Annotated in this window: 10 protein-coding genes and 2 rRNA genes; 10 read left to right on the top strand and 2 right to left on the bottom strand. The window is 66.4% G+C overall.

Annotation, left to right across the window (positions count from 1 at the left end; all coding sequences use genetic code 11):
• The first annotated feature begins 12 nt into the window (after window positions 1-12).
• Window positions 13-828, top strand: a complete 816-nt coding sequence (locus OG689_RS14430) for an inositol monophosphatase family protein (protein ID WP_266320641.1) — start codon at window positions 13-15, stop codon at window positions 826-828.
• A gap of 177 nt (window positions 829-1005) precedes the next feature.
• On the opposite strand, the gene OG689_RS14425 is transcribed toward OG689_RS14430, so the two are convergent.
• On the bottom strand, window positions 1006-1191 hold the full coding sequence (locus tag OG689_RS14425) for a hypothetical protein (protein WP_073924886.1): 186 nt from the start codon (window positions 1189-1191) through the stop codon (window positions 1006-1008).
• Between the two features lie 452 nt (window positions 1192-1643).
• On the opposite strand from OG689_RS14425, the gene OG689_RS14420 reads away from it, so the two are divergent.
• The 4 genes from OG689_RS14420 (at window position 1644) to OG689_RS14405 (ending at window position 5680) form a co-directional block, all read left to right on the top strand.
• A complete protein-coding gene (locus OG689_RS14420) occupies window positions 1644-2297 on the top strand; it encodes a response regulator transcription factor (protein ID WP_073924887.1) in 654 nt (217 codons plus the stop codon).
• A 93-nt stretch (window positions 2298-2390) separates the two neighbouring features.
• Window positions 2391-3704: a HAMP domain-containing sensor histidine kinase gene (locus tag OG689_RS14415; RefSeq protein WP_266320638.1), complete on the top strand. Its 1314-nt coding sequence runs from the start codon at window positions 2391-2393 to the stop codon at window positions 3702-3704.
• Window positions 3705-3915: 211 nt separating this feature from the next.
• Window positions 3916-4899, top strand: coding sequence for an acyl-ACP desaturase (locus OG689_RS14410; RefSeq protein ID WP_266320636.1), 984 nt, complete (start codon window positions 3916-3918; stop codon window positions 4897-4899).
• Between the two features lie 481 nt (window positions 4900-5380).
• Window positions 5381-5680, top strand: a complete 300-nt coding sequence (locus OG689_RS14405) for a DUF4193 domain-containing protein (RefSeq protein WP_073924890.1) — start codon at window positions 5381-5383, stop codon at window positions 5678-5680.
• Window positions 5681-6068: 388 nt separating this feature from the next.
• On the opposite strand, the gene OG689_RS14400 is transcribed toward OG689_RS14405, so the two are convergent.
• Window positions 6069-6515 (bottom strand): DUF3093 domain-containing protein, encoded by a 447-nt coding sequence (locus OG689_RS14400; protein ID WP_073924891.1) that lies wholly within the window; start codon window positions 6513-6515, stop codon window positions 6069-6071.
• Between the two features lie 185 nt (window positions 6516-6700).
• On the opposite strand from OG689_RS14400, the gene OG689_RS14395 reads away from it, so the two are divergent.
• The 5 genes from OG689_RS14395 (at window position 6701) to OG689_RS14375 (ending at window position 14031) form a co-directional block, all read left to right on the top strand.
• Window positions 6701-7243, top strand: a complete 543-nt coding sequence (locus tag OG689_RS14395; RefSeq protein ID WP_266327121.1) for a PaaI family thioesterase — start codon at window positions 6701-6703, stop codon at window positions 7241-7243.
• Window positions 7240-7707 carry a dUTP diphosphatase gene (gene dut, locus OG689_RS14390; protein WP_073924892.1) on the top strand — a complete coding sequence of 156 codons (468 nt, stop codon included), beginning with the start codon at window positions 7240-7242 and terminating at the stop codon, window positions 7705-7707. Before OG689_RS14395 ends, dut begins: the two co-directional genes overlap by 4 nt.
• A gap of 57 nt (window positions 7708-7764) precedes the next feature.
• Window positions 7765-8571: a DUF3710 domain-containing protein gene (locus OG689_RS14385; RefSeq protein WP_266320632.1), complete on the top strand. Its 807-nt coding sequence runs from the start codon at window positions 7765-7767 to the stop codon at window positions 8569-8571.
• A 528-nt stretch (window positions 8572-9099) separates the two neighbouring features.
• Window positions 9100-10623 (top strand): 16S ribosomal RNA (locus tag OG689_RS14380).
• A 286-nt stretch (window positions 10624-10909) separates the two neighbouring features.
• Window positions 10910-14031: ribosomal RNA gene (locus OG689_RS14375) — 23S ribosomal RNA — on the top strand.
• The 16S and 23S rRNA genes sit together here, the layout of an rRNA operon.
• Window positions 14032-14084: the final 53 nt, after the last annotated feature.

Here is a 14084-nt window from a genome sequence, read left to right as displayed (position 1 = left end):
AGGACCGACCCCGTGCCCGACCCCGCGCCCAGCCCCGACCTGCTCGACGAGCTGCTCTCCGTCGCCCTGGAGGCCGCCGACCTGGCCGGCGCCCTGCTGCGCGACGGCCGACCCGCCGACCTCGGGGTGGCGGGCACCAAGAGCAGCCCGGTGGACGTGGTCACCGAGATGGACCTGGCCTCCGAGAAGCTCGTCCTGGAGCTGATCACCGGCCGTCGCCCGGACGACGGCTACCTCGGCGAGGAGGGCGCCGACCGGCCCGGCCGCAGCGGTGTGCGCTGGGTGGTGGACCCGCTCGACGGCACGGTCAACTACCTCTACGGCCTGCCCTCCTGGGGGGTCAGCGTGGCCGCCGAGCTGGACGGCCGGGCCGTGGTCGGCGTGGTCGCGGTCCCGGCCCGGGGCGAGGTCTTCCAGGCCGTGCTCGGCGGCGGCGCCCGGCTCGACGGGCGGCCGATCCGGACCCGCCCGGCCGCCCCCTGGGGCCAGGCGCTGATCGGTACCGGGTTCAACTACGTCGGCCCGGTGCGGGTCCGGCAGGCCGAGGTGCTTCTCGCGCTGATGCCCGAGGTCCGGGACATCCGCCGGGCCGGCGCCGCCGCCGTCGACCTCTGCGACCTCGCGGCCGGCCGGCTGGACGGTTTCTACGAGCGCGGCCTGCAGCCCTGGGACCGCGCGGCCGGCCTGCTGATCGCCACCGAGGCGGGCGCCCTGTGCGGCGGCCGCCCGGGCCGGCCGGCCGACGGCCTGCTGACCGTGGCCGCCGCGCCCGGGGTGTTCGAGCCGTTGCAGGCCCGCCTGGAGGAGCTCGGCGCCTGGCGCGACTGACGTGCCCGTGACCGACGGCCTGCGGCCGGCCCCGTGAAGCGGTGGCCGGCCGCGGGTGGTCGGGGACGGCGAAGAGCCCTGGCGCGGGGGCACCAGGGCTTGGGTTTCGCGGACCGCTGCGGGTCGGACCGGACGGGCCGGCGGGGTCGGGCAGCGGTGGACGGTGCGGTGGTGGTGTCAGGCAGCGGCGCGGTGCCGCTCCAGCACGGTGTCGACGCCGTGGTCGGCGGCGAGCCGGCGGAGATCGTCCAGCTCGGACTGCTCGACCTCGGCCAGGAACTCGTCCCCCGACTCGATAGCGCGGTGCAGATCCTGTTCGGCGTTCTGTATGCGCTGCAGGATTCCGGCGGTGAAGGCGTCCATACGGGCCCCCTTACTGTGTCGGACGTGCACGGTCGTGAGTTCCCCGGCCAACGGGTCCGGTGCCAACGAAAGCGTCCGGAACCGGGGCCTGTATTTCTCCGGTCGGGCGCGGAGACGGCCTACGGCCGCTCCCGGTGACGTCCCAGCCCCCAGGCCGGTGCGGATGAACGCACGGCGGGTGGGTGCGACCGGCCAACAGCCAGATCGCGGGTGTGCACGTGTCCTCCCCCGCCCCTGGCGGGGGAAACCTCCCCGCCGAAGAAAGTTGCCCGCGTCATGGTCCAACCGGAGCGCGACCCTCGGACTTACCCCTGCTTTACCGCACCACCAGGCAGGATGGACACACCGTCGGAGTCGTGCGTCCGCTCCCGGTGGACCTCGGCCGCGCGCCCGCGCAGCCTGCCCTGCGGGCGGTCCACGGTGGGGCGGGGCCTGGAGAAGGGACAACCATCGTGCGGGTACTCGTCGTGGAGGACGAGCAGCTGCTCGCCGAAGCCGTCGCCACCGGGCTGCGCCGCGAGGCGATGGCCGTGGACGTGGTCTACGACGGGGAGGCCGCGCTCCAGCGGATCGCGGTCAACGACTACGACGTCGTCGTCCTCGACCGGGACCTCCCCCTGGTGCACGGCGACGACGTCTGCCGCAGCGTGGTCGACCAGGGCCTGGCCACCCGGGTGATCATGCTGACCGCCTCCGGTGACATCAGCGACCGGGTCGAGGGTCTGGAGATCGGCGCGGACGACTACCTCCCCAAGCCGTTCGCCTTCAGTGAACTCGTCGCCCGGGTCAGGGCCCTCGGCCGCCGCGCGACCGTACCCCTGCCGCCGGTGCTGGAACGGGCCGGCATCTCGCTCGACCCCGGCCGCCGCGAGGTCATCCGCGACGGGCGGCCGATCCAGCTCGCCCCCAAGGAGTTCGCCGTCCTGGAGGTGCTGATGCGGGCGGGCGGCGCCGTCGTCTCCGCCGAGCAGCTGCTGGAGAAGGCCTGGGACGAGCACACCGACCCCTTCACCAACGTCGTCCGGGTCACCGTGATGACCCTGCGCCGCAAGCTCGGCGACCCGCCGGTGATCATCACCGTGCCCGGGTCCGGCTACCGGATCTGATCCCCGCCGGACCACCCACCGGGCCCGCGGCCCGGTCCACCGCCTCGTACACCCCGCTCGTACACCCCGCTCGTTCACCCCGAGAGGACCATCATGACCACCCCGCCCCCGGCCGGCGGGTCCTCCGGCGCGCCCGCCGGCGGCCCGCGCGCCGTACCGCCCCGTCCGGCCCAGCCGCCGCGCGCGCCCATGATCCAGTCGCACCCGTCCCAGCAGATCTACACGCCCGGCGACGGCCTGCTGGCCTGGATGCCGTTCCGGCCGACCATCCGGATGCGGCTCACCCTGCTGTACGGCGGCATGTTCCTGATGGCCGGCGTCGTCCTGCTGATGCTGATGTACTTCTTCATCCAGCAGGCGTTCCACGACGCGGCGCCCCCGAACCTGCAGATCGGCCCGGGCGTCTCGATCCTCACCCCGGACAACCAGAGCGTCACCGCGCAGACCTTCAACCAGTGGTTCAGCCACTACCAGGCGGGTCAGTCCCAGCGGGCGCTGGACACCCTGCTGCGCAAGTCCCTCACGGTGCTGGTCTGCCTCGCCGTGATCGCCTTCGCGGCCGGCTACGCGATGGCCGGCCGGGTGCTGCGCCCGCTCGGCCGGATCACCCGCACCGCTCGCGAGGTGGCCAGCTCCGACCTGCACCGCCGGATCGAGCTGGACGGTCCGGACGACGAGCTGAAGGAGCTCGCCGACACCTTCGACGACATGCTGGACCGGCTCGACCGCTCCTTCGACTCGCAGCGCAAGTTCGTCGCCAACGCCTCGCACGAGCTGCGCACCCCGCTGGCGATCAACCGGACCCTGCTGGAGGTCCAGCTCTCCGACCCGGCGGCCTCGCCGGACCTGCAGCAGCTCGGCAAGACCCTGCTGGCCACCAACGAGCGCAGCGAGCAGCTGGTCGAGGGCCTGCTGCTGCTGGCCCGCAGCGACAACGAGCTGATCGACCGCCGGCCGGTCGAGCTCTCCGAGGTGGCCACCAGGGCGCTGGAGCAGATCCGTCCGGAGGCGGCCCGGCGGGAGGTGGAGATCAAGGCCGAGCTGACGCCGGTGGTGGTCTCCGGCAACGGCGTCCTGCTGGAGCGGATCGCCCTCAACCTGATCCAGAACGCGGTGCGCTACAACGCGGCCGACGGCTGGGTGGAGATCACCACCGCCCTGGTGCCCGGCGGTGGCGGCGAGCTCGTGGTGAGCAACACCGGGCCGGTGGTCCCGGGGTACGAGCTGGAGCACATCTTCGAGCCGTTCCGCCGGGTCAAGGGCGCCGACCGGACCCGCAGCGACAAGGGGGTCGGACTCGGCCTCTCCATCGTCCGATCGGTGGTCCGGGCGCACGGTGGTGCCATCGAGGCCACTCCGCGCGCCGGAGGCGGCCTGACCATGAGGGTGCGCATTCCGGGAGCCTGATCCTCCTCGCGGGCCGGTAGGCGCCCGCACACGCCCTCGGGTGCTTCCGCGCTCCGTGCGCAGACCATCCCCGCCGCCCCCGCCGGCCGTGTCAGGACGACATAAGTGCTGGCGGGGGCGGCTTGTCATTTCCGGTCCGAGCAACTTACGGTGTCGTAACCTACGCATCCGTAAGTGTGCCCCGCGTGCCCGTCCCTCAGGAGCAAGAGCCGTGACCATCGCCCCCGTGCAGCGCACCGCATCGACCGGTTCGAGCGCCTGGACCGACGCGCGTCTGATCCTCGCCCTCGAAGAGGTGGTGGAGACCGAACTCAACCGCCACCTGAAGGTCGCCAAGGAGTGGATGCCCCACGAGTACGTCCCGTGGAGCCAGGGCCGCGACTTCGACGGTGTGCTCGGCGGCGAGGCCTGGGAGCTGAGCCAGTCCAAGGTGACCCCGCTCGGCCGGGTCTCGCTGGTGGTCAACCTGCTGACCGAGGACAACCTCCCCAGCTACCACCACGAGATCGCCACCATGTTCGGCCGCGAGGGCGCCTGGGGCACCTGGGTGCACCGCTGGACCGCCGAGGAGGGCCGCCACGGCATAGCGCTCCGCGACTACCTGCTGGCCACCCGCGCCGTCGACCCGGTCGAGCTGGAGCGGGCCCGGATGATGCACATGTCGGAGGGCTTCGAGTCCGACAACTCGCACAGCATGCTGCACTCGGTCGCGTACGTGGCCTTCCAGGAGCTCGCGACCCGCATCTCGCACCGCAACACCGGCCACTTCGCCGGCGACCCGCTCTGCGAGCAGCTGCTGGCGAAGATCGCCAACGACGAGAACCTGCACATGGTCTTCTACCGCAACCTGCTGCGCGCGGCCCTGGAGATCGCACCGGACCAGGCCATGCGGGCGATCGCCGACGTGGTGATCAACTTCCGGATGCCCGGACACGGCATGCCCGGCTTCGAGCGCTCCGCCGCCCAGATCGCCATCGGCGGCATCTACAACCTCCGGATCCACCACGACGACGTGCTGCAGCCGGTGCTGCGCCACCTCAGGGTCATGGAGATCTCCGGCCTCGGCCCGGAGGGCCTGCAGGCCCAGCAGGAGCTCGGCCTCTTCCTCGGCGGGCTGGACGCCCAGGCCACCAAGTTCGACGAGCGACAGGCGGCGCTGCTGGCCCGCCGGGCCGCCAACGCGGCGAAGAAGTAGCCCGCGAGAGGCGCTGAGGGGGCGCTCACGGTGGGTGGATTTCCAAGAGTTTGCCCGAAAAATTCGTAACGTGAGCAAGGTCACATCCGATAGCGCCACACGATCGGGCGACCCCGTAGGGTGATCATGGCGCACGCCGCTCCGATCGCTCTCCGTCACCGTTTCGGAAGTGCGGGTGGGGCGAGGGGAGCGGCGGTCGCCCCAGGTCGGGCGGGTGATAGGCGGTGCTCCGCCCGTTCCCCGATCACCGAGGGTGCCCGATCGCAAGGGGTGCGGACCCGCCCTTGATGGCCCTGAGTGAGGCCCCGCAGGCCCGATCGGATCACCCCGACGGGCCCTGGGCTGAGTGTCGATTGAGTAACAGGGCTTGAAGTAAGGCAAAATCTCCGCCTCGGGTCGGGCACAACACCGGCCCCCCGTGCGTTACGTGCGCTGGAGATACCGCACACACCGCAGACACCCGGAGGGGGAGAGCGAACAAATGGCAACGGACTACGACACCCCACGCAAGACCGATGACGACCTCAACGAGGACAGCATCGAAGAACTGAAGGCTCGTCGGAACGAGAAGTCGACCAGCTCGGTCGACGTCGACGAGTTCGAGGCGGCGGAGGGCCTGGAGCTCCCCGGTGCCGACCTCTCGAACGAGGAACTCTCCGTCCGGGTGCTCCCGCGCCAGGCCGACGAGTTCACCTGCATGAGCTGCTTCCTGGTGCACCACCGCAGCCAGCTCTACAGCGAGAAGAACGGCAACCCGATCTGCCGGGACTGCGGCGCCTGAGCACCGGGCGGTCACGGCCCGGGTCCCACGGCTTCCGTGGGCTCGGTACACCGCCCCGTCCGGCCCCGGGCAGCGGGGCCGGAGGCAGATCCGGCGGCCGTTCCGTCGGTCGCACCGGCAGGCTGGTCCTGCAGAACACAGCAGTAACAGCACCACCGGCGGTACCTGCAGCAAGCGCGGTCGCGGAAGCGGCCGTGGCACCGGTGCGAGCGGCGTCATCGGCAGCGGCAGCACTGGAAACAGGAGGGACGGTCCCGCAGCAGCGGAACCGTCCCTCCTCCGTGTTTCAGGGCCGCGGCCGGTGCGGGCCGCCGGCGGCCCGTCCGCCGGGGCGCCAGGCCTCGCCGGGGTGCCCGTACGGGGGGTGCGGCCGCGCCGCCCCGCGGGCTCAGGCGGTGCGCCGCCGGGCCTCGGCCAGCGCCGCCGCGAGCCGCTCGGGTGAGCGGGTCGACAGGTACAGGTACGGCGTCGGGTCGGCCGGGTCGGTCACCTCGACCCGCAGCGCGGTCGGGACGTAGCTGCGCAGCAGCATGAACGCCCGCGGGTCCGCCTTGACCCCGCGCCAGGCGACCGCCTCCACCGGGGTCAGCGGGTGCGCCTCGCCGAGCGCCTCGACCGGGATCCGGGCCTGGCCGGCCACCAGTGAGCCCTGCACCACCCGGATCCGGGCGGAGCCGTAACTGTTGACGGCCGCCGCCCCGGCGGCGATGCCGATCACCAGTCCGATCAGCGCGGCCACCCCGCCGACCCGCAGCAGGATCAGCGCGAGCGTCAGCCCGAGCGCGACCGGGAGGAGCCACCAGGAGCGAGGTGCGGTGAGGCGTTCGTCGTACATACCTCCATTGTGGTCACCGGCCCCGGCGGGCCGGGACGGCGCCCCCGGCACACCTCTTGCTACCGGTCGGTAGGGTTGTTTTCGTGACCGGATCCATAACCTCGCAGCCGGCGCCGAAGGGCTCCGAGCAGCCCGCCGAGCGCCCAGCCGCCCAGCTCTCGCCCACCACGCCGCCGCAGGACGCCGTGCTCCCGCCCCGGGCGCCCGAGGCCCCGGCCCCGGGAACGCTGGTGGGCTCGCACTACGACCACTGCTTCGGCTGCGGTCCGCAGCACCCGGCCGGGTTGCGGATGACCGTCGTGGCCGGCGAGGGCTTGGACGTCACCGCCGAGTTCACCGTCGGACCGGGCCACCAGGGCGGCCCGGGGCTGGCCCACGGCGGCCTGCTGACGACGGCGATGGACGAGACTCTCGGCTCGCTGAACTGGCTGCTGCACTCCGCCGCCGTGACCGGCCGCCTGGAGACCGACTTCGTCCGACCGGTACCGGTGGACTCGGTGCTGCACATCCGCGCGCGGATCACCGGCGTGCACGGCCGCAAGATCTACAGCGCGGCGGAGGGACGGATCGGCGGCCCCGACGGACCGGTCGCGATCAGGGCGCAGGCGCTCTTCATCCAGGTGAAGCTGGAACACTTCACCCAGCACGGTCGTCCCGAGGACATCAAGAAGGCCTTGGACGACCCTGACCTGTTCAAGCGCGCCAGAGCCTTCGAGGTGAATCCGTGAGCACCACCGCCCGCCCGCCGGTAGACGTCCTGATCAGGCGAATCGACCCCGAGCTGCCCCTGCCCGCCTACGCGCAGCCCGGCGACGCGGGAGCCGACCTGCGCACCACGGTCGACGCGGAGCTCGCACCCGGGGAGCGGATCGTCCTGCCGACCGGTGTGGCCATCGCGCTACCCGACGGCTACGCGGCGTTCGTGCACCCGCGTTCGGGTCTGGCAGCTCGTTGCGGAGTTGCCCTTGTGAACGCCCCAGGGACGGTCGATGCCGGGTACCGTGGGGAGATCAAGGTGATCGTCGTCAATCTGGACCCGCGCGAGGGTGTCAGCTTCCGCCGTGGGGACCGAATCGCCCAGCTGGTCATCCAGCAGGTCGAGAAGGCCCGCTTCCACGAGGTGGCCGAACTGCCCGGGTCGGCACGTGCCGAGGGTGGGTTCGGGTCGACCGGTGGCCATGCCGCGGTCTAGGCTGCCCGCGGCCGAGCAGGTATTCGTGTCGGTCTTGGACCGGGAAGGACAGTGACCGTGTTCCGTCGTCGCCAGAAGAGCGAGGACGCTGTCGAGCAGCTCGCCGACGACGCCATCAGCGCCGACGAGCCGGCCGATGACGTCGAAGGTTCCGCCGACTCCGAGAGCGAGAACAACACCGAGCTGGACCCGGCGGAGCGGGTCGGCCTGCCGCCGGCCCCCCGCCCGGACGGTCCGTGGGACCACTCCGAGCTGGAACAGCCCGAGGAAGGCCGGGTGGACCTCGGAGGTCTGCTCGTCCCCGGAGTCGAGGGTATGGAGCTGCGGGTCGAGGTGGCAGGTGACTCGATCGTCGCCGCCACCCTGGTCCTCGGCAACAGCGCCATTCAGTTGCAGGCTTTCGCCGCCCCGAAGTCCGAGGGCATCTGGGGCGAGGTCCGCGAGGAGATCGCCAACGGCATCACCTCGCAGGGCGGCCTCGTCGAGGAGGAGGAGGGCCCGCTGGGCTGGCACCTCCGTGCCCAGGTCCCGGTCCAGCTTCCGGACGGCACCCAGGGTGTCCAGCTGGTCCGCTTCGTCGGCTGTGACGGCCCGCGCTGGTTCCTGCGCGGAGTGATCTCCGGTCAGGCTGCCGTGCAGCCTGAGATGGCCGGAATTCTGGAGCAGGTCTTCCAGCAGACCGTCGTCGTCCGCGGCGAGGTCCCGATGGCTCCCCGCGACCCGATCGTGCTGAAGCTGCCGGAGGACGCCCAGATGGTCGCCGACGGTGGTGCCGCACCCACCGAGGACGGTGCCGGCGCCCGGTTCGGCACCACCGCGCTGGACCCGTTCGCGCGTGGCCCGGAGATCACCGAGGTCCGCTGAGCCGCAGCTCAAGGCACCGATCGCCCCCGCCCGGGATACCGCGGCGGGGGCGATTTGCTTGTGCCGCCCGACCCCCGTACAGTTCTCCGGGTTGCCCCAGTGGCAGCACGCTTCACCCGCAGGGATTCGGATTCAGGTTCGGATTCGAGAGGGAAAAGCAGCCCGAGAAACTCTGGTAGAGTTCGGGAGCGCCGAAAGGCCAAAAGCAAATCGGATGAACGAAGCCCCGGAAAACGGAGCGGAAAACATCTGATAAGCTGGAAACACGAAAGAACGAAGCGCCCGGAGAGTTCACGAGAGTGACTCGAAGGAAGTGTCCGTTCCTTGAGAACTCAACAGCGTGCCAAAAGTCAACGCCAGATATGTTGACATCCCCGGCCTGGATCACTCGATCCGGGTTGGAGATTCCTTTAGTAACAAAACACTAGCGAGGACGCAGTGCGCGGGACCGCCCTATTCCGGTTGGTTGCCGTGCCGCTCAACGCGAGTGCCGGCCCGCGCTTTTAATTAAGCACTGTCGGGCAGACATTCACGGAGAGTTTGATCCTGGCTCAGGACGAACGCTGGCGGCGTGCTTAACACATGCAAGTCGAACGGTGAAGCCCTTCGGGGTGGATCAGTGGCGAACGGGTGAGTAACACGTGGGCAATCTGCCCTGCACTCTGGGACAAGCCCTGGAAACGGGGTCTAATACCGGATATGACCTTCCTCCGCATGGGGGTTGGTGTAAAGCTCCGGCGGTGCAGGATGAGCCCGCGGCCTATCAGCTTGTTGGTGGGGTAATGGCCTACCAAGGCGACGACGGGTAGCCGGCCTGAGAGGGCGACCGGCCACACTGGGACTGAGACACGGCCCAGACTCCTACGGGAGGCAGCAGTGGGGAATATTGCACAATGGGCGAAAGCCTGATGCAGCGACGCCGCGTGAGGGATGACGGCCTTCGGGTTGTAAACCTCTTTCAGCAGGGAAGAAGCGCAAGTGACGGTACCTGCAGAAGAAGCACCGGCTAACTACGTGCCAGCAGCCGCGGTAATACGTAGGGTGCGAGCGTTGTCCGGAATTATTGGGCGTAAAGAGCTCGTAGGCGGCCTGTCGCGTCGGATGTGAAAGCCCGGGGCTTAACCCCGGGTCTGCATTCGATACGGGCAGGCTAGAGTGTGGTAGGGGAGATCGGAATTCCTGGTGTAGCGGTGAAATGCGCAGATATCAGGAGGAACACCGGTGGCGAAGGCGGATCTCTGGGCCATTACTGACGCTGAGGAGCGAAAGCGTGGGGAGCGAACAGGATTAGATACCCTGGTAGTCCACGCCGTAAACGTTGGGAACTAGGTGTTGGCGACATTCCACGTCGTCGGTGCCGCAGCTAACGCATTAAGTTCCCCGCCTGGGGAGTACGGCCGCAAGGCTAAAACTCAAAGGAATTGACGGGGGCCCGCACAAGCAGCGGAGCATGTGGCTTAATTCGACGCAACGCGAAGAACCTTACCAAGGCTTGACATATACCGGAAACGGCCAGAGATGGTCGCCCCCTTGTGGTCGGTATACAGGTGGTGCATGGTTGTCGTCAGCTCGTGTCGTGAGATGTTGGGTTAAGTCCCGCAACGAGCGCAACCCTTGTTCTGTGTTGCCAGCATGCCTTTCGGGGTGATGGGGACTCACAGGAGACTGCCGGGGTCAACTCGGAGGAAGGTGGGGACGACGTCAAATCATCATGCCCCTTATGTCTTGGGCTGCACACGTGCTACAATGGTCGGTACAAAGGGCTGCGATGCCGCGAGGCGGAGCGAATCCCAAAAAGCCGGCCTCAGTTCGGATTGGGGTCTGCAACTCGACCCCATGAAGTTGGAGTTGCTAGTAATCGCAGATCAGCATGCTGCGGTGAATACGTTCCCGGGCCTTGTACACACCGCCCGTCACGTCACGAAAGTCGGTAACACCCGAAGCCGGTGGCCTAACCCGTAAGGGGAGGAGCCGTCGAAGGTGGGACCAGCGATTGGGACGAAGTCGTAACAAGGTAGCCGTACCGGAAGGTGCGGCTGGATCACCTCCTTTCTAAGGAGCACATGGCAGCTTCGGGCGAATGTCCTGAAGTGCTAGCTCATGGGTGGAACGTTGACTATTCGGCACACGAGGTCTGTCAGGCCTCCCAAGTACTGCACTTCGGTGCGTGGAACGGGTTTCTGGCGGGTCTGGTGGGTCGGGCACGTTGTTGGGTCCTGAGGGAACGGCCGTATGGTCGTTGCTTCAGTGCCGGTCCTGCTTGAGGTCGCCCTGGTGGTGTCCGATGGTGGGTGACTGGTCGTTGTTTGAGAACTGCACAGTGGACGCGAGCATCTGTGGCCAAGTTTTTAAGGGCGCACGGTGGATGCCTTGGCACCAGGAACCGATGAAGGACGTGGGAGGCCACGATAGTCCCCGGGGAGCCGTCAACCAGGCTTTGATCCGGGGGTTTCCGAATGGGGAAACCCGGCAGTCGTCATGGGCTGTCACCCATACCTGAACACATAGGGTATGTGGAGGGAACGCGGGGAAGTGAAACATCTCAGTACCCGCAGGAAGAGAAAACAACCGTGATTCCGGGAGTAGTGGCGAGCGAAACCGGATGAGGCTAAACCTGATACGTGTGATACCCGGCAGGGGTTGCGTATGAGGGGTCGTGGGAAAGTTCTTCAGTCGTCTGCCGGCGGCTGGGTGAGTCAGAAACCGTTGGTGTAGTCGAAGGACATGCGAAAGGTCCGGCGTAGAGGGTAAGACCCCCGTAGACGAAACATCAGCGGCTCACTTGAGCTTCTCCCAAGTAGCACGGAGCCCGAGAAATTCCGTGTGAATCTGGCGGGACCACCCGCTAAGCCTAAATATTCCCTGGTGACCGATAGCGGATAGTACCGTGAGGGAATGGTGAAAAGTACCGCGGGAGCGGAGTGAAATAGTACCTGAAACCGTGTGCCTACAAGCCGTGGGAGCGTCGGACAGTGGGCTTGCCCGTCTGTCTCGTGACTGCGTGCCTTTTGAAGAATGAGCCTGCGAGTTTGCGGTGTGTAGCGAGGTTAACCCGTGTGGGGTAGCCGTAGCGAAAGCGAGTCCGAATAGGGCGATTGAGTTGCATGCCCAAGACCCGAAGCGGAGTGATCTAGCCATGGGCAGGTTGAAGCGGAGGTAAGACTTCGTGGAGGACCGAACCCACCAGGGTTGAAAACCTGGGGGATGACCTGTGGTTAGGGGTGAAAGGCCAATCAAACTCCGTGATAGCTGGTTCTCCCCGAAATGCATTTAGGTGCAGCGTCACGTGTTTCTTGCCGGAGGTAGAGCACTGGATAGGCGATGGGCCTCACCGGGTTACTGACCTTAGCCAAACTCCGAATGCCGGTAAGTGAGAGCGTGGCAGTGAGACTGTGGGGGATAAGCTCCATGGTCGAGAGGGAAACAGCCCAGAACACCGACTAAGGTCCCTAAGCGTGTGCTAAGTGGGAAAGGATGTGGAGTCGCAGAGACAACCAGGAGGTTGGCTTAGAAGCAGCCACCCTTGAAAGAGTGCGTAATAGCTCACTGGTCAAGTGATTCCGCGCCGACAATGTAGCGGGGCTCAAGCACACCACCGAAGTCGTGTCATTGCAGCAACAGGGCCAACGCCTGCTGTGATGGGTAGGGGAGCGTCGTGTTCCGGGTGAAGCAGCGGAGGAATCCAGTTGTGGACGGGACACGAGTGAGAATGCAGGCATGAGTAGCGATACAAGAGTGAGAAACTCTTGCGCCGATTGACCAAGGGTTCCTGGGTCAAGCTGATCTGCCCAGGGTAAGTCGGGACCTAAGGCGAGGCCGACAGGCGTAGTCGATGGACAACGGGTTGATATTCCCGTACCCGCTTTGAAGCGCCAACGTCGAACCTCTGAATGCTAAAGCCGCGAAGCCGGCCTGGAGTCTTCGGACGAAGGGACGTGGTGGAGCCGCTGACCCAACAGGGTAGTAGGTGAGCGATGGGGTGACGCAGGAAGGTAGTCCAGCCCGGGCGGTGGTTGTCCCGGGGTAAGGGTGTAGGCCGAGTGATAGGCAAATCCGTCACTCATTGAGGCTGAGACCTGATGCCGAGCCGATTGTGGTGAAGTGGATGATCCTATGCTGTCGAGAAAAGCCTCTAGCGAGTTTCATGGCGGCCCGTACCCCAAACCGACTCAGGTGGTCAGGTAGAGAATACCGAGGCGTTCGGGTGAACTATGGTTAAGGAACTCGGCAAAATGCCCCCGTAACTTCGGGAGAAGGGGGCCGGAACTGGTGATGAGTCTTGCACTCTGAGCTGGGGCCGGCCGCAGAGACCAGCGAGAAGCGACTGTTTACTAAAAACACAGGTCCGTGCGAAGCCGTAAGGCGATGTATACGGACTGACGCCTGCCCGGTGCTGGAACGTTAAGGGGACCGGTTAGTCGAGATTCGTCTCGGCGAAGCTGAGAACTTAAGCGCCAGTAAACGGCGGTGGTAACTATAACCATCCTAAGGTAGCGAAATTCCTTGTCGGGTAAGTTCCGACCTGCACGAATGGCGTAACGACTTCTCGACTGTCTCAACCATAGGCCCGGTGAAATTGCATTACGAGTAAAGATGCTCGTTTCGCGCAGCAGGACGGAAAGACCCCGGGACCTTTACTATAGCTTGATATTGGTGTTCGGTTCGGCTTGTGTAGGATAGGTGGGAGACTTTGAAGCAGCCACGCCAGTGGTTGTGGAGTCGACGTTGAAATACCACTCTGGTCGTGCTGGATGTCTAACCTGGGTCCGTGATCCGGATCAGGGACAGTGTCTGGTGGGTAGTTTAACTGGGGCGGTTGCCTCCTAAAGAGTAACGGAGGCGCCCAAAGGTTCCCTCAGCCTGGTTGGCAATCAGGTGTTGAGTGTAAGTGCACAAGGGAGCTTGACTGTGAGACCGACGGGTCGAGCAGGTGCGAAAGCAGGGACTAGTGATCCGGCGGTGGCTTGTGGAAGCGCCGTCGCTCAACGGATAAAAGGTACCCCGGGGATAACAGGCTGATCTTCCCCAAGAGTCCATATCGACGGGATGGTTTGGCACCTCGATGTCGGCTCGTCGCATCCTGGGGCTGGAGTAGGTCCCAAGGGTTGGGCTGTTCGCCCATTAAAGCGGTACGCGAGCTGGGTTTAGAACGTCGTGAGACAGTTCGGTCCCTATCCGCTGTGCGCGTAGGAATATTGAGAAGGGCTGTCCCTAGTACGAGAGGACCGGGACGGACGAACCTCTGGTGTGCCAGTTGTCCTGCCAAGGGCATGGCTGGTTGGCTACGTTCGGGAGGGATAACCGCTGAAAGCATCTAAGCGGGAAGCCTGCTTCGAGATGAGTATTCCCACCTCCTTGAGAGGGTAAGGCTCCCAGTAGACGACTGGGTTGATAGGCCGGATGTGGAAGCCCTGTAAGGGGTGGAGCTGACCGGTACTAATAGGCCGAGGGCTTGTCCTCAGTTGCTCGCGTCCACTGTGTTGTTCTGAAACAACGACCCCACTTTGCCCTGG

The organism is Kitasatospora sp. NBC_00240, assembly GCF_026342405.1.
In the GTDB taxonomy this organism is placed as follows: domain Bacteria; phylum Actinomycetota; class Actinomycetes; order Streptomycetales; family Streptomycetaceae; genus Kitasatospora.
The sequence above is the reverse complement of the archived record's forward strand: the minus strand, read 5'-3'. Positions and strand labels throughout refer to the sequence as shown.